Source organism: Kytococcus schroeteri (assembly GCF_002847825.1).
Taxonomy (GTDB): domain Bacteria; phylum Actinomycetota; class Actinomycetes; order Actinomycetales; family Dermatophilaceae; genus Kytococcus; species Kytococcus schroeteri.
In genome coordinates, this window is the sequence record NZ_PKIZ01000010.1 from 42,797 (window position 1) to 68,479 (window position 25,683).

At 72.7% G+C, this 25,683-nt stretch carries 18 protein-coding genes and 1 pseudogene; 10 read left to right on the plus strand and 9 right to left on the minus strand.

Annotated elements, in window-relative coordinates:
• The first annotated feature begins 40 nt into the window (after positions 1 to 40).
• From CYJ76_RS06400 to CYJ76_RS06435, 8 genes are all read left to right on the plus strand, one after another.
• The gene (locus CYJ76_RS06400) at positions 41 to 499 is read left to right on the plus strand and encodes an SAV_6107 family HEPN domain-containing protein (RefSeq protein WP_101849583.1); all 459 of its coding nucleotides are present in this window, start codon (positions 41 to 43) and stop codon (positions 497 to 499) included.
• A complete protein-coding gene (locus tag CYJ76_RS06405; protein ID WP_180802232.1) occupies positions 499 to 4,269 on the plus strand; it encodes a DNA polymerase III subunit alpha in 3,771 nt (1,256 codons plus the stop codon). The genes CYJ76_RS06400 and CYJ76_RS06405 overlap by 1 nt, the downstream gene beginning before the upstream one ends.
• On the plus strand, positions 4,263 to 5,432 hold the full coding sequence (gene dinB / locus CYJ76_RS06410; protein ID WP_101849584.1) for a DNA polymerase IV: 1,170 nt from the start codon (positions 4,263 to 4,265) through the stop codon (positions 5,430 to 5,432). The genes CYJ76_RS06405 and dinB overlap by 7 nt, the downstream gene beginning before the upstream one ends.
• A 92-nt stretch (positions 5,433 to 5,524) precedes the next feature.
• On the plus strand, positions 5,525 to 6,217 hold the full coding sequence (locus tag CYJ76_RS06415; RefSeq protein WP_070703245.1) for a hypothetical protein: 693 nt from the start codon (positions 5,525 to 5,527) through the stop codon (positions 6,215 to 6,217).
• 134 nt (positions 6,218 to 6,351) lie between these two features.
• Complete coding sequence (locus CYJ76_RS06420; protein ID WP_083323351.1) at positions 6,352 to 6,546, plus strand: DUF7455 domain-containing protein; 195 nt, start codon at positions 6,352 to 6,354, stop codon at positions 6,544 to 6,546.
• A 5-nt stretch (positions 6,547 to 6,551) separates the two neighbouring features.
• The gene (locus tag CYJ76_RS06425; protein ID WP_070703247.1) at positions 6,552 to 7,052 is read left to right on the plus strand and encodes a DUF456 domain-containing protein; all 501 of its coding nucleotides are present in this window, start codon (positions 6,552 to 6,554) and stop codon (positions 7,050 to 7,052) included.
• Positions 7,053 to 7,110: 58 nt separating this feature from the next.
• Complete coding sequence (locus tag CYJ76_RS06430; protein WP_101849585.1) at positions 7,111 to 9,243, plus strand: DNA gyrase/topoisomerase IV subunit B; 2,133 nt, start codon at positions 7,111 to 7,113, stop codon at positions 9,241 to 9,243.
• Positions 9,244 to 9,355: 112 nt separating this feature from the next.
• Complete coding sequence (locus tag CYJ76_RS06435) at positions 9,356 to 10,801, plus strand: APC family permease (RefSeq protein WP_083323352.1); 1,446 nt, start codon at positions 9,356 to 9,358, stop codon at positions 10,799 to 10,801.
• Positions 10,802 to 11,138: 337 nt separating this feature from the next.
• Here the strand turns inward: CYJ76_RS06435 and CYJ76_RS06440 are convergent, their stop codons facing one another.
• Positions 11,139 to 11,495, minus strand: coding sequence for a hypothetical protein (locus CYJ76_RS06440; RefSeq protein WP_144043046.1), 357 nt, complete (start codon positions 11,493 to 11,495; stop codon positions 11,139 to 11,141).
• 25 nt (positions 11,496 to 11,520) lie between these two features.
• On the opposite strand from CYJ76_RS06440, the gene CYJ76_RS06445 reads away from it, so the two are divergent.
• Entirely contained in the window at positions 11,521 to 12,153 is a 633-nt protein-coding gene (locus tag CYJ76_RS06445) for a thermonuclease family protein (protein WP_101849608.1), read from the plus strand.
• A gap of 52 nt (positions 12,154 to 12,205) precedes the next feature.
• On the opposite strand, the gene CYJ76_RS06450 is transcribed toward CYJ76_RS06445, so the two are convergent.
• The 8 genes from CYJ76_RS06450 to CYJ76_RS06485 form a co-directional block, all read right to left on the minus strand.
• Positions 12,206 to 13,528, minus strand: a complete 1,323-nt coding sequence (locus tag CYJ76_RS06450) for a short-chain fatty acid transporter (protein ID WP_101849609.1) — start codon at positions 13,526 to 13,528, stop codon at positions 12,206 to 12,208.
• Between the two features lie 186 nt (positions 13,529 to 13,714).
• Positions 13,715 to 14,350 carry an ABC transporter ATP-binding protein gene (locus tag CYJ76_RS06455; RefSeq protein ID WP_070703274.1) on the minus strand — a complete coding sequence of 212 codons (636 nt, stop codon included), beginning with the start codon at positions 14,348 to 14,350 and terminating at the stop codon, positions 13,715 to 13,717.
• Between the two features lies 1 nt (position 14,351).
• Complete coding sequence (locus CYJ76_RS06460) at positions 14,352 to 15,668, minus strand: hypothetical protein (protein ID WP_144043047.1); 1,317 nt, start codon at positions 15,666 to 15,668, stop codon at positions 14,352 to 14,354.
• Positions 15,665 to 16,417, minus strand: a complete 753-nt coding sequence (locus CYJ76_RS06465; RefSeq protein WP_141761908.1) for a hypothetical protein — start codon at positions 16,415 to 16,417, stop codon at positions 15,665 to 15,667. The genes CYJ76_RS06460 and CYJ76_RS06465 overlap by 4 nt, the downstream gene beginning before the upstream one ends.
• A gap of 32 nt (positions 16,418 to 16,449) precedes the next feature.
• Positions 16,450 to 16,776: a hypothetical protein gene (locus CYJ76_RS06470; protein ID WP_237769682.1), complete on the minus strand. Its 327-nt coding sequence runs from the start codon at positions 16,774 to 16,776 to the stop codon at positions 16,450 to 16,452.
• Positions 16,777 to 16,938: 162 nt separating this feature from the next.
• Positions 16,939 to 19,347, minus strand: coding sequence for a DNA gyrase/topoisomerase IV subunit A (locus tag CYJ76_RS06475; protein WP_238138173.1), 2,409 nt, complete (start codon positions 19,345 to 19,347; stop codon positions 16,939 to 16,941).
• A gap of 211 nt (positions 19,348 to 19,558) precedes the next feature.
• Positions 19,559 to 23,464, minus strand: a complete 3,906-nt coding sequence (locus CYJ76_RS06480) for a cell wall-binding repeat-containing protein (RefSeq protein WP_101849588.1) — start codon at positions 23,462 to 23,464, stop codon at positions 19,559 to 19,561.
• A 79-nt stretch (positions 23,465 to 23,543) separates the two neighbouring features.
• The gene (locus CYJ76_RS06485) at positions 23,544 to 25,307 is read right to left on the minus strand and encodes an AMP-binding protein (RefSeq protein WP_101849589.1); all 1,764 of its coding nucleotides are present in this window, start codon (positions 25,305 to 25,307) and stop codon (positions 23,544 to 23,546) included.
• A gap of 99 nt (positions 25,308 to 25,406) precedes the next feature.
• On the opposite strand from CYJ76_RS06485, the pseudogene CYJ76_RS06490 reads away from it, so the two are divergent.
• A pseudogene (locus CYJ76_RS06490) lies at positions 25,407 to 25,683 on the plus strand (bifunctional acetate--CoA ligase family protein/GNAT family N-acetyltransferase); the annotation flags it as partial.

Here is a 25,683-nt window from a genome sequence, read left to right on the forward strand (position 1 = left end):
CGGGACGACGACGGACGACAGGACGGCAGGAGGAACGACGATGACGACGATGACGAGCTCGGTCGTGCCGGTGGGCGGCGGTGCCCCCGCGGGTACGGTGCTGGACCTCATGGAGCGGTCCCGGGCGAGCCTGGCCGAGGCGTGCGCCTCCCCGGTGCCCGCCGAGCGCTACGAGGCGGCCCACCTGGGGGCGTTGCGGGCGGCGGCCGCCGTGGTGGCGGCACGCACCGTGCCCGGCCGGGCCTCGCGGCCCCGCAGCGTGTGGGACCTGCTGGCCACGGCCGCGCCGGAGCTGCACGAGTGGGCGGTCTTCTTCGACGGGTCCGCGCGCCGCCGGGCGGCCCTGGCCCGCGGGCAGGCCTGCTCGCAGCGCGAGGCCGACGACCTGGTGCGGCAGGTGGACGACTTCGAGCAGCGCGTGCGTGGACTGCTGGGCCTGCCGGTTCTGCCTGCCGCCACGGCCCTGCTGGTGGCCGGCTGGCCGACCGGGGACCGCTGATGTTCGCCGCTTTCGCCCACCTGCACGTGGCCTCGAGCTTCTCGTTGCAGTACGGCACCTCCACCCCGCAGGAACTCGTGGACCGGGCCGCGGCGTGGGGCCAGGGCCACCTGGCCCTCACCGACCGGGACGGGCTCTACGGCGCCGTGCGCTTCGCCCGGGACTGCACCGAGGCGGGTGTGGTGCCGGTGCTCGGGGTGGACCTGGCCCTGGCCCACGCCGAGGGCGAGGGGCCGGGGGCCGCCACGCCCACCCGTCGCTCCCCGGTGCGCGGCGGGGCGTGGGTGGACGAGAGCCACCACCGGGTGCGGGTGCTGGCCTGCGGGGGGCAGGGCGGGGGAGGCCACGGTGTGGGCTGGGCGGCGTTGTGCCGGCTCGTCTCGGCCACGCACGCTGCGGGGGATCGTGGGGAGCCGCGCACCACCACCGGTCTGGTGGCCGGTGCCGCCCCGGCGGTGCGGGTGCTGCTGGGGCCGGACTCCGACGTGGGGCGGGCCGTGCTGGCCCGCCGCCGGGCCGAGGCGCGACGCCTGCTGGAGGGCTGGGTGGACGCGGTGGCCCACCGGGTGGGCGACCACGTCACCGCGCGGCGCGTGGTGGTGGTGGAGCTGGTCTGCTCCGGTGCCCCGGCCGGGGAGCCCGGGTGCACCGACCAGGCCGTGGGCCTGTGGCACCTGGCCTCCGAGGTGGGGGTGCGGGCCGTGCTCACCGCCGCGGTGCGGCACGCCGACCCCGGTGACGTGGTGGTGGCCGACGTGCTCGACGCCGCACGGCGCCACGTGCTGCTCGACCCCCGGCACCTGGAGCAGCGCACCTCGGCGGCCCACCTGGCTTCCACCCCGACGATGGTGCGGGTGGCCCGGTGGCTCGCCGAGCGGGCGGCGTGGCCCGGGCCGCTGGAGCGGGCGGCCGACCGGCTGCTGGCCACCACCTGCGAGGTGGCCGTCGAGTGCGGGCTCTCGGCCCGCGACGACCTGGGCATCGGGTCGGTGCACCTGCCCGAGCCGGAGGTGCTGGGCTTCGCCGACGCGCAGGACGCCATGGCGGGACTGGTGCAACGCTGCCGGACGGCCCTGGAGGAGCTGTACCCGGGGGCGGCCCGGCGGCGGGCGGCCGACCGGCTGGAGGACGAGCTGTCCACCATCGGGGCGCTGGGGTACGCCACCTACTTCCTCACCGTGGCGCAGGTGTGCGACCTCATCCGCGAGGCCGGGGGACGGGTGGCCGCCCGCGGGTCGGGTGCCGGGTCGCTGGTGAACCGGCTGCTGGGCATCAGCGGGGTGGACCCGCTGCGGCACGACCTGCTCATGGAGCGCTTCTGCTCGCCGCTGCGGGCCGAGCTGCCGGACATCGACATCGACGTGGAGTCCGACCGGCGCACCGAGATCTATGAGCGGGTCCTGGAGCGTTTCGGCGACGGCCGGGTCACCTGCGTCTCGATGATGGAGACCTACCGGGTGCGCCACGCCGTGCGCGACGTGGGGGCCGTGCTGGGCATGCCCCCGGTGGAGGTGGACGCCATCGCCAAGGCCTTCCCGCACGTGCGGGCCCGGGACGCGCGGGCGGCGGTGCGGGACCTGCCCGAGCTGCGGGCCGCCGGGCTGGACGCTCCGCGCCTGCAGCGGATGCTCGACCTCGTGGAGCGGCTCGACGGGTTGCCGCGCCACATCGCCCTGCACCCCTGCGGCGTGGTGCTCTCCAACCTGGGCCTGCGCGACCGCACCCCGGTGGAGGCCAGCTGGCTGGGCTTCCCCATGAGCCAGTTCGACAAGGACGACGTGGAGGACATGGGGCTGCTCAAGCTCGACGTGCTGGGCATCCGCATGCAGTCGGCCATGGCCCACGCCCTGGACCTCGTGGAGGCCACCGACGGGGTGCGGATCGACCTCGACGACGAGGCCCAGGTGCCGCACGACGACGCCGAGACCTTCGGACTCATCGGCTCCACCCGCACCCTGGGGTGCTTCCAGATCGAGTCGCCGGGGCAGCGGGAGCTGGTGGGCAAGTTCGGGCCGCGGACCTTCGAGGACGTCATCATCGACATCTCGCTGTTCCGGCCGGGTCCGGTGAAGTCGGACATGATCACGCCCTTCCTGGCCGCCCGGCAGGGGTGGGCCGAGCCGTTGCTCATGCACCCGGCGCTCCAGGAGCACCTGCGCAGCACCGAGGGGGTGGTGGTCTTCCACGAGCAGGTGCTGCAGGTCATCACCGCCACCACCGGGGTGGACCTGGCGCACTCCGACGAGGCCCGCCGCGCGATGGGCACCGCCGAGGGGCGTGAGGCGGTGGAGCGCTGGTGGCGCCCGGCGGCCGCGGCCCGAGGGTTCACCGGGGAGGTGGCCGACCGCATCTGGGAGGTGCTGGCGGCCTTCGCCTCGTTCGGCTTCTGCAAGGCGCACGCGGCGGCGTTCGCGCTGCCCACCTACCAGTCGGCCTGGCTGAAGACCCACTACCCGGCGCACTTCATGGCCGGGGTGCTCACCCACGACCCGGGCATGTACCCCAAGCGGCTCATCCTCGACGACGCCCGCGAGCTGGGCGTGACGGTGCTGGGGCTCGACGTGAACGCCTCCGGGGAGGGCTACCGGGTGGAGCCGGTGGGGCAGGAGGAGCCCGACGACGACCTGTCCGTCCCCCTCACCGAGGTGGACCCCGACCGGGCCCTGGAGCGGGTGCGCCGCCGGGCCCGCCGGTGGGGGCTGCGGGTGGCCCTGTCGGAGGTGAAGGGCCTGGGGCAGGACGACGCGCGGCGGATCGTGGCCGGGCAGCCGTACGCCTCGCTGGCCGACTTCTGGCACCGGGCCCGGGTGGACCGCCCGCTGGTGGAGCGGATGGTGCTGGCCGGGGCGTTCGACGCCTTCGCGTCCCCCGAGCGGCGGCGTGACCTGCTGGTGGAGCTGGTGGACCTGGAGCGGTGGCGGGAGCCGCGCTCGCGGGGGCGTCGGGCCCGCCTGGCACTGGACCGGGCCGAGCAGGACCGCCGCGCGGCCGAGCGCGGCACCCAGCCGATGCTCGACCTGCCCGCACCCCGCGGTGTGGGGGACGCCGGGCTTCCCCCGATGGCCCGGGAGGAGCAGGTGGCCCACGAGTTGGAGGTGCTGGGCATGGACGTCACCGCCCACGTGCTGGAGCCGCACCTGCCCACCCTGCGGGCACTCGGTGCGCGGCCGGCCCGGGACCTGCTGGGGCTGCGGTCGGGCACCGAGGTGCTGGTGGCCGGGGTACGCGTGGCCACGCAGACCCCGCCGGTCCGGTCGGGCCGCCGGGTGGTCTTCGTGACCCTCAACGACCCCACCGGGGCCAGCGACGCCACCTTCTTCGAGGACGTGCAGGGCCCCTACGCGCAGGTGCTCTTCCAGTCGTGGTTCCTGCTGGTGCGGGGCGTGGTGCGCCGCACCGGCCCCCGTGGCGTCTCGCTGCGGGCCACCGGGGCGTGGGAGCTCTCGGAGCTGACCGGGGCACACCGTTCCGGCGGGGTCGACGGGCTCTTCGCCGCGTGGGAGGAGCAGGACCGCGTGCAGCACGAGCGGGCACGGGCCGGGCAGGAGGCCGCGGCCGCCCAGGGACCGTTGGGGCGGCGGGTGCTCGTGCACGCCTCGGGCTACCGGCAGTCGCCCTATGCCGACGTCGGCGCCGCCGGGCCCGCGGTCGGGGGCCTGGCCGCAGGAGCGCCCGGGGCGGGTCGGACCGGTCGCGCCGGTGCGCCGGGGACGGGCGGGATGCCCTCGCGCAAGCTCTGGCACAGCTCCCCGGGGAGCTCGGGATGGTGAGCGCGGTGCTGCACGTGGACATGGACGCCTTCTACGCCTCGGTGGCCCTGGTGGACCGCCCCGAGCTGCGGGGCCACCCCGTGGTGGTGGGTGGCGGCCACCGGTCGGTGGTGCTCTCGGCCACCTACGAGGCGCGGGCCTTCGGGGTCCGCTCGGCCATGCCCATGGCCCGGGCCCGGCGGCTGTGCCCGCAGGCCACCGTGGTGCGCCCCGACCACGAGCGGTACGCGGCGGTCTCGGAGGCGGTCATGGAGGTCTTCCGCCAGGTCACCCACACGGTGCAGCCCACCTCGGTGGACGAGGCCTTCCTCGACCTCGGTGGCACCGCCCGTCGGTGGGGGACGCCCCAGCAGGTGGCCGAGTGGATCCGCCGCACCGTGCTCGCCGAGCAGCAGATCACCTGCTCGGTCGGCATCGGCCCCAACCCCTTCGTGGCCAAGGTGGCCTCCGGCCAGGCCAAGCCGGACGGTGTCCGCGAGGTCACCCCGGCCGAGGTCGTGCCCTTCCTCCACCCGCTGGACGTGGGCGTGCTGTGGGGCGTGGGGGAGCGCACCGCCGAGCAACTGGCCCGGTTCGGTCTGACCACGGTGGGGCAGGTGGCCCACACGCCGGTGCCCACCCTCCAGCGGATCGTCGGCCACCACGCCGGGGCCGCCCTGGCCGAGCGGGCGTGGGGCCGTGACCCGGCCCGGGTGCGCCCGGTGGTGGCCGAGAAGACCATCGGCAACGGCCAGACCTTCGACCACGACGTCGACGACCCCCGCCAGGTGGAGACCCGGCTGCTGCTGCTCTCCGACCGGGTGGCCGCCCGGGCGCGTGCGGCCGGGTCGGTGGGCCGCACCGTGCAGGTGACGGTGCGCTTCGCGGGCTTCACCACCGTGCAGCGCTCCACCACCCTGCGCCGCCCCACCGACGTGAGCCGGGAGGTGCACGAGGCGGCCCTGGTCGCCTTCCGGTCCCTGGGCCTGCAGCGTGCCCGCGTGCGCATGGTGCGGGTGGTGCTCTCCGGGCTCACCCCCGCCGAGAGCACCCCCCGGCAGGCGATGCTGGACGAGCCGGAGGTCGGGTGGCGCGAGGCCGACGTGGCGGTGGACCGGGCCAGTGCCCGGTTCGGGGCCGGCATCGTGCGGCCGGCCAGCCTGCTCTCCGGGGCCGGTCGGTGAGCCGTGCGCATTCGTAGACTGGACGGACCGCGGCGTGCGTCGGGAGCCGTCGACGGATCCGTGAGGTCGTGGACCGGAGCTGGAGGTGGCCGATGGCCCTGTCGGAAGACGAGCAGAGCCGACTGGACGCCCTGGAGCAGTCCCTGCTGGTGGAGGACGGCGACCACTCCCACATGCCCGAGGTCGAGCGAACCGCTCGCCGGGACTCCCACGAGGCCGACCTGTTCGCCGTGTTCGCCGGTCGCGCCACCGCGGCGGCCCCGCCCTTGGACGAGGACGCCCCGCCGACCGGTGCCCGCCCCCTCGACGGCCCCTCCGCCCGCCCCACCGGTCGCCGTTCCCGTGCCGGACGCCTGGTGGTGGGCCTGCTCGTGGTGGCCGTGGCCATCGGGCTGTACGCACTGGCCGCCTGGGCCCGGCTGCCGTGGGTGGGGGTCGGGGGTTTTGCGCTGCTCGTCATCGCGGCCGCGCTGTGGATGCGCATGCCCGGCAACTCCTCCCGCTCCTCGTGGGGGGAGCACCGTCAGGCCCCTGCGCGGCCCGACCCGGGCGCGCCGCGTGGCCTCCTCGGGCGCGACCCCTTCGGGCGGGACCGCCCGGGCAGCGTCTGGGACGGCGGCCGACGGGTCACCGGGTCCCGGGTGGACGGTCTCCCCGGTCGCGCCGGGGGGTCCGTTGTCAGCGGCCGTGCCGGCACTCCCGGCCGTGCCCGGGCCACCCAGGGGTCCTTCATGCAGCGGCTCGAGCGCCGCTGGGACGCCCGGCGCGACGAGCGCGGCCGCTGACGCACCCGGCCGATTGCGCCCACGGCGAAACCCGGAACGTCCCGGCCCCGCCCCCTGTTGGCACGGGCACGGACCCCGCACCCGGGGACCCGGAACGACCTGCTGACACAGCAGCCATGACCCAGGAGGTACTCGTGGAGACTGCCGTCGCCCCCGTCCTGACCGCCGCCGACCGCTGCGACCGCTGCGGCGCCCGCGCCTACGTGCGCGTCACCCTCGCCGGCTCCCCGCTGCACTTCTGCGCCCACCACGGCCAGGAGCACCTGCCCGCCCTGCAGGACCGCGCGGACGTCGAGGTGCTCGACGAGACGCACCTGCTGCACGGCTGACGCCCATGGACTGGACCGTCCTGCTCGCCGTCCTCGTCGGCGCCGCCATGCTGGTCGGCCTCGTCGGCAGCGCGCTGCTCGTGCTGCCCGGCCTGGTGGTGGTGTGGGCCTCCACCCTGGTGTGGGCGCTGGCGGTCCAGTCCACCGCCGCGTGGTGGGTGCTCGGCATCGCCACCGTGCTGGCCGGCACCGCCACGGTGGTGCAGTACCTGGTGCCCGGCCGCCGCATGAAGGCCGCCGGCATCCGCACCTCCACGCTGCTGGTCGGCGTGCTCGGCGGCATCGTGGGCTTCTTCGTGATCCCCGTCGTGGGCCTGTTCGTGGGCTTCGTGGGCGGTGTCTTCCTCGCCCAGGCCCTGCGCGGCTCGTCCGGTGGGCTCACCCCCTGGCAGGCCACCCTGCACGCGCTCAAGGCCGTGGGCACCAGCATCCTCATCGAGCTGCTTGCCGGCATGCTCATCGCCGGCACCTGGCTGGCGAGCCTGGTGCTGCCCGCCCTGTTCTGAGGCGGACACGCCCCACCGCCTCACGAGGCTGTCGGTGGCGTCACCTAGGTTTGGCCCCGTGAATCCCCGCACTGCCAAGGCCTCGACCACCAGCAGCACCGGCTACGACGCCCGGCACCTCCAGGTGCTCGAGGGCCTCGAGGCGGTGCGCAAGCGGCCCGGCATGTACATCGGCTCCACCGACTCCCGGGGCCTCATGCACTGCCTGTGGGAGATCATCGACAACTCCGTGGACGAGGCCCTCGGCGGCTTCGCCACCGGCGTGGACGTCACCCTCCACGCCGACGGCTCGGTGGAGGTGGCCGACGACGGCCGTGGCGTGCCGGTGGACGTGGAGCCCCGCACCGGCCTGACGGGCGTGGAGCTCGTCTACACCAAGTTGCACGCCGGCGGGAAGTTCGGCGGCGGCTCGTACACCGCATCCGGTGGTCTGCACGGCGTGGGTGCCAGCGTGGTCAACGCCCTGAGTTCCCGCCTGGACGTGCAGGTGGATCGCGCCGGCACCACCTGGGGCATGAGCTTCCGCCGCGGTGAGCCGGGCGTCTTCGCCGACGACGCCTCGGGCCCCTCGCCGAGCAGCACCTTCGAACCGTTCACCACCGGCAGCGAGCTGCGGAAGGTCGGCACGGTCAAGCGCGGCGTCACCGGCACGCGCGTGCGCTACTGGGCCGACCCGCAGATCTTCCTGGCCGACGCGGAGTTCTCCTACCGGCAGCTCACCGACCGAGCCCGCCAGACCTCCTTCCTGGTGCCCGGCCTGCGCATCAGCATCACCGACAAGCGCCGCATCCCGGGCACGCCGGGGGAGAACGGCACCCACACCGAGACCTTCCTCCACGAGGGGGGCATCACCGAGTTCGCCGAGTACCTGGCGGCCGACGAGGCGGTGACCGACACCTGGCGCCTGCAGGGCACCGGCACCTTCACCGAGACCGTGCCGGTGCTCGACGACGCCGGCCACATGGTGCCCACCGAGGTGGAGCGCGACTGCGAGGTGGACGTCGCGCTGCGCTGGGGCACCGGGTACGACACGGTGGAGCGCTCGTTCGTCAACATCATCGCCACGCCCAAGGGCGGCACCCACGTGTCCGGTTTCGAGGCCGCGCTGCTCAAGGTGGTGCGCAAGCAGGTGGAGGCCAACTCCCGCAAGCTCAAGCCGGGCAAGGACAAGATCGAGAAGGACGACGTGCTGGCGGGCCTCACCGCGGTGGTGACCGTGCGTCTGGCCGAGCCGCAGTTCGAGGGGCAGACCAAGGAGTTGCTGGGCACCTCGGCAGTGCGCAGCATCGTGTCCAAGGTGGTGGAGACCGAACTCACGGCGCTGCTCACGAGCACCGCCCGCGGGCAGAAGCAACAGTCCGCGGCCGTGCTGGAGAAGATCGTCGCGGAGATGAGGTCCCGCGTCTCGGCGCGCATGCACAAGGAGACGCAGCGCCGCAAGAACGCGCTGGAGACCTCCTCGCTGCCCACCAAGCTGGTGGACTGCCGGTCCACCGACACCGAGGGCAGCGAGCTGTTCATCGTGGAGGGCGACTCGGCCCTGGGCACCGCCAAGCTGGCGCGCCAGAGCGACTTCCAGGCCCTGCTGCCCATCCGCGGCAAGATCCTCAACACGCAGAAGGCCTCGGTGGCCGACATGCTGAACAACGAGGAGTGCGCGGCCATCATCCAGAGCATCGGGGCCGGCTCGGGCCGCAGCTTCGACCTCGAGGCCTCCCGCTACGGCAAGGTCATCATCATGACCGACGCCGACGTGGACGGCGCCCACATCCGCACCCTGCTGCTCACCCTGTTCTTCCGCTACATGCGGCCCCTGGTCGACGCCGGGCGGGTCTACGCCGCGGTGCCGCCGCTGCACCGCATCGAGGTGGTGAACCGAGGCAGGGCCAACGACTACGTGTACACCTACTCCGAAGCCCAGCTCCACAGGGAGCTGGCGCGCCTGCGCAAGAACGGGCGCACGCTCAAGGACCCGCTGCAGCGCTACAAGGGCCTGGGCGAGATGGACGCCGACCAGCTGGCCGAGACCACCATGGACCCGGCCCACCGCACCCTGCGCCGCGTGACGATGGCGGACGTGGAGGCCGGCGAGCGCATCTTCACCCTGCTCATGGGCAACGAGGTGGCCCCGCGCAAGGAGTTCATCGTGAGCAACGCCGCGCAGCTGGACGCCGAGCGCATCGACGCCTGAAGGGGCCGGCCACCTCGCGTCGAGTGGCCGGTGGTGGCCGGAGGTCTCGCTCTGGCAACGAAATGCGTGTCGGCGTGGTGCCAGTCACACGCGATGCCGCACCATATGGTCCATGAGTACCGCCACCTCGCAGACGTCCCCGGTCCCGGACGGCTCGGCAGCCCCTTCCGGGGGCGAACCCGAGCTGAAGCGGGTCCTGGGCCCCAAGCTCCTGCTGCTGTTCATCATCGGTGACATCCTGGGCACCGGCATCTACGCCATCACCGGCAAGGTGGCCCACGAGGTGGGCGGCGCGGTCTGGGTGCCGTTCGTCATCGCCTTCGCGATCGCCATCATCACCGCCTTCGCCTACCTCGAGCTCATCACCAAGTACCCGCACGCCGGTGGTGCGGCCAACTTCATCCACCAGGCCTTCGGCATCCAGTTCCTCACCTTCATGGTGACCTTCCTGGTGATGGCCTCGGGCATCACCTCGGCCTCCACCGCAGCCAAGGCCTTCGCGTCCAACCTCTCGGCCGGCCTCGGTGCGGACTGGGCCTCGGACTCCCTGCCGGTGCTCCTGCTGGCCGTGGCCTTCATGCTGCTGGTGGCCCTCATCAACTTCCGGGGCGTGGCCGAGTCGGTCATGCTCAACGTGGTGCTCACCTGCGTCGAGCTGTCAGGTCTGCTGCTGGTGATCTTCGTGGGCCTGTGGGCTGTCATGGGCGGCTCGGACGCCCCGGTCGACTTCTCCCGCGCGATGATGTTCGAGACCAGCGGCGACAAGAACGCGTTCCTCGCCGTCACCGCCGGCACGTCGTTGGCCTTCTTCGCCATGGTCGGCTTCGAGGACTCGGTGAACATGGCCGAGGAGACCAAGGACCCGATCAAGACCTTCCCGCGCATCATGTTCACCGGTCTGGTCATCACCGCGGCGATCTACGTGCTGGTCTCGGTCACCGCCGTGGCCCTGGTGCCGGTGGGTGAGCTGGGCGAGGGGGACACCCCGCTGCTCAAGGTGGTCCAGGCCGGCGCCCCGAACCTGCCGATCGACACCTTCTACCCGTTCATCGCCATGTTCGCCGTGGCCAACACCGCGGTCATCAACATGCTCATGGCCTCCCGCCTGCTGTACGGCATGGCCAAGCAGGACGTCCTCCCGCGCCCGCTGGCGCTGGTTCACAGCGGCCGTCGTTCGCCGTGGGTTGCCATCATCGTGACCACCCTGCTCGCGGTCGGCCTGATCACCTTCGTCGGCAAGGTCTCCGCTCTGGGCGGGACCACCGCGCTGCTGCTGCTGGCCGTGTTCGCCCTGGTGAACGTCGCCTGCATCGTGCTGCGCAAGCGGGACCACGAGATCGACCACGACTACTTCAAGGCCCCCACCTGGATCCCGTGGGTGGGCGCCATCGCGTGTGCCTACATGGTGGGTCCGTGGACCGGTCGTGACACCGAGCAGTACGTCATCGCCGGGTGGTTGGTCGTCATCGCCGTGGTGGCGTGGGCGCTGACCTGGTTCCTCAACCGGGCGCTGTACGCCAAGCCGACCCGTCTGCGTCACCCGGAGGACCTCACCTGATCGGCCGGTCGGCCCACGTGGGCCGACCACCCTGTTCTGCCGATGCGGTGGTGCAGTGACGGGGGCCGCCCACCCGGGGCGGCCCCCGTCGGCGTCCTCGCCATGGGTCGCCTGCGCGTGGCGCCCGCCCGCGACGGTGCCCCCGTGGTACAAGTTCTTGACCCATCACCGACGATGCCGAGGACGCGCCGTGCCCGCTGACGCCCCCCCACCATGCCCAGACGACCGGTTCCCGTCCGAGGCGGTGGGCCCGCCGCACGTCGCTGCTGCTCCCCGGCCTCCTGCTGGCCGTGACGCTGTCCGGCTGCGACGTCGGCTCGCTGGGCAGCGAGGGTCGCTACACCGAGACCGGGGACGTCTCGAAGGCCGCGGCGGCCGAGCAGGGGGCCGGCTCCGGGGTGGAGACGACGGCGTCGGCGTCGAGCGCGTCCCCGACGCGCACGAATGCCGCGCGCAGCGCGGATGGTTCCTCAGCCTCCTCGGCCAGCGAGGGGTCGACGACGCCCACGGCCACCGTGGCAGCACCCAGCAGCGCGGCCACGGAGCGGGCGTCCGCCACGGCGGCGGACCCCACGACGACACCGTCGGCCACCCGCACCGCGGCGCCCGCGGCGGTCTCCACCCCGGTGGCCGCCGCTGCCGCTGCTCCCGCTGCTCCCGCTGCTGCCGGGGCGTCCCGGGGCCCGGTGGTCAAGGTCGTCGACGGTGACACCCTCGACGTGCGTCTGGCCTCCGGGGTGGAGCGGGTGCGCGTCATCGGCCTGGACACCCCGGAGATCGGCGAATGCGGCTTCCGCGAGGCGTCCGCCGGCCTGCGGAACCTGGTCGCCGGCACCACCGTCACCCGGGAGCGCGACCCCACCCAGGACAACCGGGACCGGTACGGACGCCTGGTGCGGCACGTCCGCATGGCCGGGGGAGACTCCGCTGCCGTGCGCATGATCCGCCAGGGCCTGGCTCCGGAGTACCTGTACGACGAGCCGTACCAGAACCGTGCGGCCCACCTGGCGGCCGAGCGGGCGGCCAAGGCCGAGCGGCTCGGCATCTGGGGGCGCAGCGGCTGCACCGCCCCCGCTCCGGCCCCCGCCCCTGCCCCGACCCCGACGCCCGCCCCGGCTCCGGCCACCACCGCGCCGCCGGCCCGCCTGGTGGACACCCCGCCGGCGCCGGCCGAGCCCGGTGGTGGCGCGTGCCGCATCAAGGGCAACATCTCCAGCAGTGGGGAGAAGATCTTCCACTCCCCGGGCCAGCGGCACTACACGCAGACCAAGATCTCGCCGGCCAAGGGGGAGCGGTGGTTCTGCTCCGCCGCCGAGGCGATCAAGGCCGGGTGGCGCGCCGCCAAGGTGTGAGGCACGCACGAGGGGCCCGGGCAGGCGCCCGGACCCCTCGTGCGTGGTGGGGTCACGCCCCGGTGCCCACGAGCAGCATCGTGGCGGCCAGGACCACGCCCACGGTGACCAGGATCATCGTGGTGTAGCCCAGCACGTCGCGGATGCGGAGGCCGGCGATGGCCAGCAGCGGCAGGGCCCAGAAGGGCTGCACCATGTTGGTCCACTGGTCGCCGTAGGAGACGGCCATGATCGCCACCGCCGGGTCCACGCCGAGGCGCTCGGCGGCATCGAGCAGGATCGGCCCCTGCACGGCGATCTGCCCGCCGCCCGACGGCACGAAGAAGTTCACCAGGCCGGCCGAGAGGAAGGCCAGCAGCCCGAAGGTCTGCGGCGTGGAGGTGTCGACCACCGCGTCCGAGAGCACGGCGATGAGGCCGGTGCCGGCCATGATGCCCATGATCCCGGCGTAGAGCGGGAACTGCAGCAGGATCTCGCCCACGTTGGAGGCGGCGTCCTTGACCAGCTCCACCAGCTCGAAGGGATTGCGCACCAGCAGCAGCACCAGGCCCAGGAAGCTCCAGTTGACGACGTCCAGGGTGAGCGTGCCGCCGTCGGCGAAGTGCAGGCCCAGGTAGGCCACCACCAGCAGGCCGAGCACGGTGGTGGTCACCCGGGAGGCGTCCACCGCGTCGGCCGGGGTCTCCACCGTCCACTCCGGCCGGGCGGTCTCCAGCTGGTGCTCGGGCATCTCCACCACGTCCGCACCGGACTTCGGGGCCATGAGCGCCACGGTGGCGAGGATGACCAGCAACGCCACCGCGGCCGCGGTGAGGTTCCACCAGCTGAAGGTGGTCTGCGTGATGGGGATGGTGTGGCCCACCTGCTGGGCCACGAAGGAGCCTTCGGTGGCGGCCGTGAGCGGCGCCGAGCCGGAGTAGCCCATGTGCCAGATGCTCATGCCGGTGTAGCCGGTGGCCACGAGCAGCGGGAAGTGCACCTTCTCGCCGCGCAGCCGGGCCTGGGCGGCCACCTCCTTGGCCAGCAGGGCGCCGACCACCAGGCCCAGCCCCCACGTGACGAGGGTGGCCAGACAGGTCACCAGGGCCACGAAGACGTAGGGCATGACGCGGCCACGGGGCACGCGGGCCAGGCCGGTGAGCAGGGTGCGCACCGGGCCGGTGTGGGCCAGCACGTGGCCGAGCATGAGCACCAGCGCCATCTGGGTGATGAACGCCAGCAGCCCGGCCAGTCCGTCACCCCAGGCCGTGACCACCTCGCGGGGGCCGGCGTCGGTGAGCGCCAGCGCGGCGACCATCACCACGAGCGTCAGCACGATGGCGAACACCAGCGAGGAGGGGATGAACCGCTCCACCAGGTGGTTGATCGGCCCCATCACCCCCTGGCCGCGGCGGCGGTCCGGGCTGGGGCGGGTGGTGGCCGTGGACGCGGGGCTGGACACGGGTGGACCTCCAGGCGAGGGGACAGGGCACCCAGATGCTATGGGTGACCCCGGTCACACCGGGTACGGGGGTCCCGCCGCGCCGGCGGTCGAACCTCAGCCGATGCCGGGTTCGGTCATTCAGGCCTCGACCACCCGTGCGTCGTCGATGCGCAGACGCCGTTGGGTGAGGGCCTCGAGGTCCTCCGAACGATGGCTGGTCATGAGCAACGTGCCACCATCCGAGGAGAAGTCCCTCAGGAGGCCGGTGATGCGCTCGGCACTCGACTGGTCGAGTGCGTTGAAGGGTTCGTCCAGCAGCAGCACGCGCGGTCGTTCGAGGATTGCTTGGGCGATGCCCAGCTTCTGCTTCATCCCGAGGGAGAAGTTCTTCGCCTTGGTCGATGACGTGGGGTCCAGCCCCACGGCCTCGAGGGTTTCTCGGACGCGGGCCTCATCCGCGACCCTGCGGATGTGCGCCAGCTCGCGCAGGTTGTCCGCGGCACTCAGATGGCCGAGGAACCCGGGGGAATTGATCATGACGCCGAAGGACTCCGGGTACTTGCGTCCGGGCCCCATGAGGGCTGGGTCGATGGTCACTTCTCCGGCGTCAGGTCGCATGAACCCTACGAGCAACTTGAAGAGCACGGACTTGCCGGAGCCGTTGGGGCCGCTGAGGCCGATGGACTCACCGTGCTCGACAGTGAGGTCGACGTCTCGCAGAACAGGGGTGCCGCGGAAGGCCTTCGAGAGCCCAAGGGCGGAGATGGCGTGCATGTCAGAGGTCACGTCCTTGTCGGGGCAGTGGTGAACATCGGATGGTCAGGGCGAGCGCTGCCACGGGAGCGGCGAGCCACAGCCAGGCTGGAGAGGCTCCCGCGTCCTGGGCCAGCGCGGTGAGGCCGAGCGGGAGGTGCGAGGACTCCCACGGTGCGAGGGGGGCGAGGAGCAGCGTGCTGCTGAGGACTATCAGCCCCCAGTTCTGGTCACCGGCGACCCACGTGACCGAGACGGTGAGCGTGCCCCAGACGAGCACGTGCAGGAGCCACCCGAGAAGGAGGTGGCCACCGAGCAGGAGCGACGACGAGAGCTGCTCTCCGGTCATGACCGTGGCGATCACGGTGGTGCACGCCGTTGCGCCGACCACGGCAACGGCAGGGGCCGTGACGGAGGGCTTCAGAACGGGCCAGGTCCTTCCATGGGCGAGGACACGCAGGGGCGCTGAGCGCAGGGCAGGGGTGTCGAGGGCCAGGAGGGCCATGAGCACCGGGAGGTTGGTGACCATCCAGTGCACCGTGAAGACCTGGGCATCGAACGCCCCGCCGCCGTGCCCCCACCAGGTGAGGAGAAGGACCTCTCCCGAGGAGTGCCACCCGTTGCCCTGGAGCGCGGGCGCTGCCAGGGTCCACAGCCCAGCAGCGGCCGTGGTGGTCCAGAAGGCGGAGGTGGGTCGAAGGGGGCCCCGCTGCACTGCCACTGCCAGGGCCGCGCAGGCAAGCAGCGAGGCGAGGGACCGCACCCTGCCTGCCTCGGGGCCCGGCAGGGCCAGGTCGACGGGGCCCACTCCCAGGGCGGGGATGCCCAGGCCGATCTGGCAGACGGCCCAGAGCACCACGGCACAGCAGAGCGCCCAGCCTGCCGCCGCACGCCACGCGGCGGCTCCTGCAACGGCCGTGCTCAGCAGCGTCGTCGCGGCAGCGAGTGTCATGAGACAGGCCGCCAGGGTCGGTGCCGCCTGGGGCAGGCTCTCCCACGGCAGGCCGGTGGCGCTGGCTGCGGCCCCCAGGAGGTACCCGCCGAGAGCTGCACACGAGGCTGTGAGGGCATCGAGGAACAGCGCCCGCGTGAGGGAGCGGTCGGTACCGTGCCGCATGCGCGCGGCCGGGGAGCCGTGCCAGACACCGTCGGAGACGGCCACCACGAGACTTGCCGGCAGGATCACGGACACCCAGGGCCGGGGGTCGGTCAGCCGCATCCAGAGGTGATCTGCAACGGTGGGCGCGGCGGCCGAGCGGGCGTGGAGCCCGTAGAGGCAGCCGCAGACGACACCGACGACGAGTATCCCGAGCGTCCTCGGTCGGAGCACGGTACTCACCGGGGGAGTTCAGGCAGCCGCACCAGCACGCACATCCACAGGAGCGCCGTCACTCCCGTGGCCAGGGCCAGCGAGGGCACAGCGTGCCAGAGCGGGAAGACATCCAAGGTGGGTGGGAACTGCGAGGCCGTGGGGGTGAAGGTCTCCAGCTTGGCGAGTGCGAGCACCACGGAGACGACGGTGACACCCGCGAGGGGGAGGAAAAACGCCAGCGCATGGCGCCTCACCAGGAGCAGGAGTGCCTGGGTGGCCGCGGCGAGCACCAGCCCCCAGAGGCCGAGCCATGCGCTGTGGGCGGCAACGTAGGCCCATGGGGTCCGACGGGTCAGGGCGCCGCCGGCCACCGCATCGGCGTTCCAGTCCGCCACGTGCTGCTCGGCCACGTGGTAGGCGTCCGGGTAGTACTGGAAGCCCGTGCTCGGGAGCAACTCCAGGGTCACCAGTCCGTAGACCACGGGCAGCAGCGCAGCGGCGAGGCCGGCGACGACCGCCCATGGCCAGCAGAGCCGACGGAGGGTGACGGTCACAGGGGCACGCGTCCGGGTCGCCTCGAGGAACCCGTCGGTCAGGCAGGACCGCAGGTGCCAGCCGGCGACGAGTGCCAGGGCCAGTGGCAGTGTGAGTCCCACGGGTCCGCTGGAGGCGGCGAGATAACTGTGGAACGGGCTCACATAGGCCGTTCCCTGAGTGCCGAACCAGCTCGTGAGGCCGCCCAGGGTGAGGACGAGCAGGGCAACAGCGAGGGGCACCAGCCGGACGCTGGCACCCCTCGCCACAGTGCTCAGTTGCTGCGCCACGTGCCGCTGACCTGGACGTCCACCCGCGTGAAGACACCGTTGTTGAACTCCACACGCGTGGAGGCACCGGAGCCGATCGAGTTGTTCAGCTTGTACTCCTGGTTGTCGGTCACACCGGAGACCCCGGTGCCGCCGGGGAGCATCCGGGCATCCACCTTGTAGTTGCCCCCCACGGACTGTGACGTGAGATCACCGGCACGACTGTTGATGCTCTTGGTCTGGGAGGCGGTGTACGCCTTGCCGTTGAACTTGCCGACCGTGGTGCTGTACGACCGGTAACTCGTACCGGCGTAGGCGGACGTCGCGGACACAGCGGCGACGACCGCCAGTGCAGCGGCTGCCAGTGGTCGAATGCGAGTGCGGTGCATGGTTTTTCCCCTTTTCCGGCCGCCCGGTGCGACCCACATCATGGAACCATCGGGGGGGAGGGTCAAGTCCTTGGTTCTCGAGGCGTGGGTGCGTCGTCTGACGCCTCAGCCGATGCCGAGGATCGCCGCCGGGGCGGGCGTGCCCGAGCCGTCGCGGCGGTCGGTGGGCTCCGGCAGGGCCACCGCCGAGCCCCCCGCGTCCACCGCCCGCGGGTCGGCGCCCACCCAGGCCAGCACGAGCGCGTCCTCACCCTTGAGGAAGCGGTGGCAGCGCACGCCCGCGGTGGCCCGGCCCTTGCCCGGGTAGGCCTCCAGCGGCGTCACCTTCACCGACCCGCCGGAGCCGGGCAGCGCCCCGGCCGACCCGGCGACGGTGACCACCACGGGGGCAGGGGCGTCGGTCTCACCCTCGCCGCCCGTCCGCACCGCGGCGAAGGCCACCACGCGCCCGCCCTCGGGCACCTTGATGCCGGCCACACCGCCTCCGGACAGCCCCTGCGGGCGCACCAGCGAGGCCGGGTAGCGCAGCAGCGCGGCGGCGTCGGTGACGAACACGAGCTCCTCGCTGCCGTCGGACAGTTCGGCGGCGCCCACCAGCTCGTCGCCCTCGGCCAGGCTGATGACCTCCATCGCGTCCTTGCTCGCCGGGTACTCCGGGCGCACCCGCTTGACCACGCCCCGGGCGGTGCCCAGCGCCAGCCCGGCGGTGCCCTCCACGTCGTCGGTGCGCACCAGGGCCAGCGGGCGCTCGCCGCCGGCCAGGTCCACGAAGGCCGCCACCGGAGCCCCACCGGTGAGCCCCAGCGAGCCGGCGGCCGGCAGGGCGGGCAGGTCCACCACCGACAGCCGCACCAGGCGCCCGGCAGAGGTCACCAGGCCCACCTGGCCACGGGCGGTGGCGGCCACCACCGAGGCGATGGCGTCGTGGTCCACCCGGGGTGCGTCGGCGGGGCGCACGTCGGTGCGCACCAGCGCGCCGCTGGTGTCCTCCTCGCGGGGCACGCGGGCGATGAGTCCGGTGGCCGAGAGCGCCACGGTCACGGGGTCGTCGGCCACCTCCAGCGGGGCGGCGGGCACCATCGCGGCGGCGGCCTCGCTCTCCAGCAGCACGGTGCGGCGCGGGGTGCCGTGCTCGGCGGCCACGGCGGCCAGCTCGTCGCTCACCACACCGCGCAGGCGCGCCTCGTCGGCCAGGATCGCCTCCAGCTCGGCGATGGCGGCCTGCAGCTCGTCGCGCTCGGTCTCCAGCTCGATGCGGGAGAACTTCGTCAGGCGCCGCAGCTGCAGCTCCAGGATGTAGGAGGCCTGCGCCTCGGAGAGGTCGAAGACCTCCATGAGCCGCGTGCGGGCCTCGGCGGCGTCGTCCGAGGAGCGGACGAGCTGGATGACCTCGTCGATGTCGAGGATGGCCAGCAGCAGCCCCTCCACCAGGTGCAGCCGGTCGCGCCGCTTCCCCAGGCGGAACGCGGTGCGCCGCCGTACCACCTCGCACCGGAAGTCCACGTACACCTGCAGGGCCTCCTTGAGCCCCAGGGTGCGCGGCTGGCCGTCCACGAGCGCCACGGTGTTGATGCCGAAGGACTCCTCCATCGGCGTCTGCTTGTACAGCTGCGCCAGCACGGCCTCGGGGTTGAAGCCGTTCTTCACCTCGATGACCAGCTGCAGGCCGTTGTGGCGGTCGGTGAGGTCCTTGACGTCGGCGATGCCCTGCAGCTTCTTGGCCTGCACCTGCGTCTTGAGCTTGGCGATGACCTTCTCCGGCCCCACCAGGTAGGGCAGCTCGGTGACCACGATGCCCTTGCGGCGCGGGGTGACGTTCTCGATGGTGGCCTTGGCCCGGGTGCGGAACGAGCCGCGGCCGGTGCGGTAGGCGTCGCGGATGCCGTCGAGCCCCACGATGCGGCCGCCGCCGGGCAGGTCCGGGCCGGGCACGAAGCGCATGAGGTCCTCCACCGTGGCGGCGGGGTTGTCCAGGAGGTGGCGGGCGGCGGCCACCACCTCGCGCAGGTTGTGCGGGGCGATGTTGGTGGCCATGCCCACCGCGATGCCCGACGCCCCGTTGACCAGCAGGTTGGGGTAGGCCGCGGGCAGCACCTCGGGCTGCAGGAGCTGGTCGTCGTAGTTGGGCACCATGTCCACGGTGTCCTCGTCCAGCGTGGCCGTCATGGTGAGTGCGGCCGGGGCCATGCGGGCCTCGGTGTAGCGGCTGGCGGCCGGTCCGTCGTCCAGGGAGCCGAAGTTGCCGTGCCCGTCCACCAGGGGAAGGCGCATCGTGAACGGCTGGGCCAGGCGCACGAGGGCGTCGTAGATGGCCTGGTCGCCGTGCGGGTGGTACTTGCCCATCACCTCGCCGACGACGCGGGAGGACTTGACGTAGCCGCGGTCCGGGCGCAGGCCGAGCTCGTCCATGCCGAAGAGGATGCGGCGCTGCACCGGCTTGAGGCCGTCGCGCGCGTCCGGCAGCGCGCGGCTGTAGATGACGGAGTAGGCGTACTCGAGGAAGGCCGAGCTCATCTCCTCGGCGACGTCGATGTCGATGACCGTGTCGGCCACCTGGGTGGGCTCTGCGGGCTTGTCGGACTTCTTGGGCACGGGCCACATGATGCGTCATCCGCCCGCCGCGCCGGGGGACCGGCACGCACTGCCCCGGGCACGAGGCCGCCCCCGTCTTCCGGTGGTCTGCTGGACCACCGGAAGACGGGGGCGGGCGCCGGAGTGGATCGGCTCAGCGGCGGGTGATGCCGCGCAGGGCCTGGACGACCTTGTCGCCCACGGCCGTGGCGCCACCGACCACCGTGGAGACCCACGGCGAGAGGCGGGTGACGGCCCGCGAGGTCGGCTCGGGCAGACGGTCACTGCGCGTCAGCAGCACGGCGGTGTCCTGCGTGCCGGCCACGGCGGCGGCGGTCAGGGCGTCGGGGTAGTTCTCACCGGAGGCGACGAACACCTGGTAGGGGTCCTTCTTGACCGACCGTGCCACCAAATCGGCCGTCTCGTAGCGGTCGGCGCCGCCGATGCGGCGCACCGCGTCGGCATACTCGCCCGCCTCGGCGAAGACCGAGCCCTTCACCACCTGGCGACCACCGAGGATGACGACCCGGTCGGGACGCATCCGCTGAAGTGCCTTGCGGGTCTCGGTGGGCAGGCGGTCGCCCCGGGTGAGCAGCAGCGGCGCGTCCTGGGCACCGGCCACGGCAGCACCGGTGAGGGCGTCGGGGTAGTCCTGACCGGAGGCGAGGTACACGGTGTCCACCGGGGCGTCGTGCCCGGCAGTGAGACGGGCCGCGGTCGCGTAGCGGTTGGCGCCGGCGACGCGCTCGACCGTCCTGCCACCGGCCGCCAACTGGCCGGCCACCTCACGGCTCACGGCCTTCTCGCCGCCCAGGATGACCACCTTGCGGGGGCCGATCTGGGCCAGTGCCTCGCGGGTCTCGGCCGGCAGACGGTCGCGACGGGTGAGTAGCAGCGGAGCATTCTTGCTGGAGGCCACCGATGCGCCGGCCAGGGCGTCAGGGTGGTCCTGGCCGGAGGCCACGTACACCGTGTCGTGGTCGCCCTTCATGCTGCGGGCCAGGCGGGCTGCGGTGGCGTAACGGTTGGCGCCGCCCACGCGGGAGACCTTCTCCGCCTTCGAGGGGTCCAGGTGCACCAGTGTGCGGGCCAGCGGCTCACCGCCCTCGGCCGGCTCCATCTCGACCATCCCCAGCCAGGCCTTGGTGGGGTCGTCGACGGACACCGCGCCCTCGGCGGTGTGCGGCGCGATGCGGGGCAGGTGCACCGGGCTCTTGAAGGCGAGGTTGCCCGCGTCGGCCGCGTCGGGCGACAGGACGAACAGCCGCAGGGTGAAGTCGGTGGACTCCTTGCCCTTGAGGTCGGTACCGGTCACGTGCAGCTCGAAGTCCGCGTCGGTGCCGATGCTCGGCACGATGAGGCGCTCGTTGGCGGCGGGGGTGCGCCCGCGGTCCAGCGGGTACCCGGGGAACTCCTTCCAGGTGATGGTCAGGTCCAGGTTCACGTTCGGGTCGTCGGACTCGATCTCGGCCCAGAACACGTCACCGATCTTCGCCTCGAAGGGCACGCGGTAGGCCTCCTTCTCGCGACCCGTCCACTCCTCACCCTTGTCCTGGCGCACGGTGCCGCGCCACTCACGTCCCGGGACCATCCCGTGGGTCCGCAGGGCCACGTCGCGCTTGCGCGAGGAACGCAGCTCCACCGGCACGGTCGACTGACCGGCGTGACCCAGCACATGACTGGGCATCTGCACCGCCTCGGAGCGCAGCGCGATGGGCAGGTGGAAGGGGTTCACCCCGCTGGCGGTCAGGTCGAGTCGGCCGGTGACCCACTGCTGGGCCGGCATGCCGGTGTCGGTGAAGGTCAAGGTCACGGTGCCGGACTCACCGGGGGCCAGAGTGAGACGCTGGGGGGAGACGGACGTCTCCACGCCGTCCAGGCCGGACACCTTCGGGGTCCAGGTGGTGGTCCTGCCGGTGGTGTTGGTGACCGTGCGGGTGACGGTCTGCTCGCCGAGGAGGCCGCCGACCGCGATGGACGGGGTGTTCAGCTGCCACGGCTTGATGGGGTCGACGTCCTGGCCCATCCGCGCACCCTGTCCGGCCAGGAGGCGCTCCCAGTCCGAGGCGTCGGAGTCCACGACGAGACCGGGGTCCAGGAAGGCCCGCGGCTCGACGAAGCCGGCGCCGCCCCCGAAGGGGTGGTTGTCGTCCGGGCCGGTCATCTTCCGCGAGGTGGTCATCATGGCCGACTTGATCGCCATCGGGGACCAGTCCGGGTGGGCCTGCTTGACCAGGGCGGCCAGGCCGGCCACGTGCGGTGCGGACATGGACGTGCCCGAGACGTGCCTGGCCACGGGGCGGCCACGCTCCGCGGAGGACCAGGCGGCCAGGACGTCCACACCCGGGGCCGTGAGGTCGGGCTTGAGCAGATTGCCCTGCGCAGCGTTCGTCGGGCCGCGGGAGGAGAAGTCGGCCAGACTGGGCACGGTGGAGGAGTCCCCGTGCTCGTCCACCAGCGAGGCCGTGGCCCCGGAGCCGCCGGCGTAGGCCCGCAGGCCCTTGCGCGCGGAGGAGTCCAGGTGCACGGTGGGCACCCAGTGGTCGTGGGTAAGGGTGTCCCCGGGCTCGGTGTTGACCAGCACCATGCCCACGCCACCGGCGTCCTTCACCGCCCGGGACTGATCCATCGGGTTGGCCTCGCTGCGGTCGCACACCACGATCGTGCCCTTGACCTTGGCCGGGTCCAGCGTGCCGGCGCGGCACTCGGTGCTGGGCGAGGCGTTCTCGGGGGCCACCTCGTCGGCGAGCACCAGCGGGGCCTCCTGCGGCAGGGGCGGTGTCATGGAGGACCCTTCGTAGCGCTGGCCGTCGCCGGTGACCAGCGTCTTGCGGTGCTCGGCGTGTGCACCGGCGGCCACGGTGGTCACCCACGGGGAGGGGTGGTTGGTGGTGGCCTCCTTGGGGCCGTCGTTGCCCGACGAGGCCGCGACGAACACGCCGCTGGCGGCGGCGTTCATGAAGGCCACCTCGACCGGGTCGCGCAGGTCGCGGTCGGTGCCGGAGATCGAGTAGTTGATGATGTCGACCCCGTCGGCCACGGCGGCGTCGATGGCCGCGGTGGTGTCCACGGTCGGACAAACACCTCGGCCTTCGGCGAGCTCCCAGCAGGCCTTGTAGGCCGCCACGTGCGCCTTCGGTGCCATGCCGGAGATGGGGCCGGACGGCAGGCCGTTGACCGACACCTTGGTGCCGGCGGCACCGGTGGCGGTGCTGGCGGTGTGCGAGCCGTGGCCGTGGACGTCCAGCGGCGAGTGGGACTCGTGGTCGGCGAGCTTGTGCTCGCCCAGGCCCTCACGGAAGACCTTGGCACCGATGATCTTGTTGTCGCACGTGCTCTCGGGGAAGTCGGCGGGGGTCTCGCTCTTGCACGCTCCGCGCCAGTCGGCCGGCGGCGCGGTCATGCCGGCGTCGTCGAAGGAGGGGTTGGCCGGGTTGATGCCGGAGTCGATCACGCCGACGACGACGCCCTGGCCCTGGGTGTCGCCGGCGTGCTTCCACACGCCGTCGGGGCCCGTGAGTCCCAGCATCTCGGGGGACTGGTCGGTGTGGAGGGTCTCCAGACGGTTCTCGGTCACCGACAGCACGCGCGGGTCGGCGGACAGCTTCCGGGCCTGCTCCGCGGTGAGCTCCACGGCAACCCCGGAGAGGGCGTGGGTGTAGCGCTCCACCGGGCGGGGTGCGTCCACGCGAGAGAGCACCGCGTCCTGCTGGCTGGTCAGGTGCTGGGCATAGGCGCGCACGGCTGACGGGCGGGCGTCCCCGGCCTTCCCAGCGGTGGCGGACAGGCCCTTCACGCCCCCGGTGTAGGTGGCGATCGGCTCGTCGGCGGTCACCACCACGTACAGGCCGTCGGACCAGCTGCGGTCAGCCGGCGTCTGCTGCGGGGGGAGCGTGGTGAGCTCCTCCAGGGCGGTGGTGCTTGGGGGGCTGTCGTCCTGCGCGGTCGGCGGGACGGTGGGGGCGGCGCCGGCGGGCGACAGCGACACCATCGAGCCGGTCAGGCACAGGATGGTGAGCGCGGTCAGACCAGCTGCGTGGGGGCGGCGGTGCAGGGACACGACGAAGGGCTCCTTGTGAGAAGTGTTATTGAAAGCATTCTCGCATGGAGCCCATCCGTCGGTGTCACCGGCCTCCTGCTCAGCCCTTGAGGTCGGGGAAGTCGCTCTCCCAGAACTCCCACTCGCTGGCGCGCTCGGCGGGGTCGTCGCCCACGGGGTGGAACTCGTTCTCCCGTGCCTTGAGCTCCACCCGGCGGATCTTGCCGGAGACGGTCTTCGGCAGCTCGCCGAACTCCAGGCGGCGGACGCGCTTGTACGGAGCCAGGTTGGCGCGGCAGTAGGCGAGGATCGACTCGGCGATCTCGCGACTCGGCTCGGTGCCCTCGACCAGCACCACGTAGGCCTTGGGCACCGACAGGCGGGTCGGGTCCGGCGAGGGCACCACGGCCGCCTCGGCCACCAGCTCGTGCTCGATGAGCACGGACTCCACCTCGAACGGGCTGATGCGGTAGTCGCTGGCCTTGAACACGTCGTCGGCGCGGCCCACGTAGGTGATGTAGCCGTCCTCGTCGCGCACCGCCACGTCACCGGTGTGGTACGCCCCGTCGCGCATCGCGTCAGCGGTCTTCTGCTCGTCGCCGTGGTAGCCCACCATCAGCCCGATGGGGCGTCCCTTGGGGCCGTCGAGGCGCAGGCACAGCTCGCCCTCCTCGCCGGGGGTGGTCACCTCGGCCCCGGTGGCCTGGTCGAGCAGCACCACGTCGTAGCCCGGCAGGGGGCGGCCCATGGAACCCGGCTTGAGCGGGCGACCCGGCGCGTTGCCGATCTGCGCGGTGGTCTCGGTCTGGCCGAAGCCGTCGCGGATGGTGATGCCCAGGCCCTTCTCCACGGCGCGGATCACCTCGGGGTTGAGCGGCTCACCGGCACCCACCATCTCGCGCAGGGCCAGCTTCTCGCGCCAGGCGGCGAGGTCCTGCTGGATGAGCATGCGGTACACCGTGGGCGGGGCGCAGAAGGTGGTGGCGCCCTCGGCGGCCAGCACCTCCAGCAGGGCCTTCGCGTCGAAGCGCGGCTGGTTGACCACGAGGATCGTGGCCTCGGCGGTCCACGGGGTGAACAGCGAGCTCCACGCGTGCTTGGCCCAGCCGGGGGAGGAGATGTTCACGTGCACGTCGCCGGGGCGCAGGCCCACCCAGAACATCGTGGACAGGGCGCCCACCGTGTAGCTGGAGTGGGTGTGCTCCACGAGCTTGGGCGCGCTCGTGGTGCCGGAGGTGAAGTACAGCAGCATCGTGTCGTCGGCCATGGTGGGCGCGTCGGGGGTGAAGTCGGCGCTCGCGGCGTGGAAGTCCTCCAGGCGCAGCCAGCCCTCGGGCGTGTCGCCCTCGCCGCAGACGGCGATGCGCTGGAAGTCGCCGTCCACCTTGGCGAAGGTGTGTGCCTCGCCGGCGGTGGTGATGACGTGCTTGACCTTCCCGCGGGCCACGCGGTCGGTGAGGTCCTCGGGGGTGAGCAGCGTGGTGGCCGGGATGACCTGGGCGCCCAGCTTGATGCAGCCCACCATCACCTGCCACAGCTCGGTCTGGTTGCCCAGCATCACCAGCACGCGGTCGCCCTGGGCCACGCCCACCTCGCGCAGCCAGCTGGCCATCTGCGAGGAGGTGCGGGAGACCTCCGCCCAGGTGAGCTGGTGGGTGCGGGTGCCGTCCTTCACCACGTCCACGATGCGCAGGGCCGGCTCGTCGGCGCGGGGTCCGGCGGCCACGGCATCGATGTGGTGAAGGCCCCAGTTGATCTCGGTGAAACGGGGCGCGGCAAAGGCGTCCACGGCCGCGTCGTCGGCGTCGTGCAGGGCCAGGACGGCGTCGCGGGCGTCCCGGAAGGTGTCGGTGGGAGTGCTCATGGGGGCAACCTACCCGCCAGGTGACCGGCGTCACATGACAGGGGCCGGGGTGTCCGGAGCGGTGGCGGCCGCCCGGAGGGCGCCTGCCACACTGGGGCCATGGACGAGGTCGCCCCCACCACCGAGCAGATCAGGGCGGACCGTGCCGCCACGTGGGTGACGGACGTGGTGCTGCGTGACGGCGCCGTGGCCCACCTGCGGCCCATCAGCCCGGGGGACCGGGAGGCCGTGGCCGCGTTCCACCGGCGCCAGTCCGAGCGCTCGCGCTACCTGCGCTTCTTCGCCACCATCCCCGAGCTCTCGGCCCGCGACCTGGACCGCTTCACCCAGGTGGACCAGGACCAGCGGGTGGCCCTGGTGGCCGAGATCGGCGGGG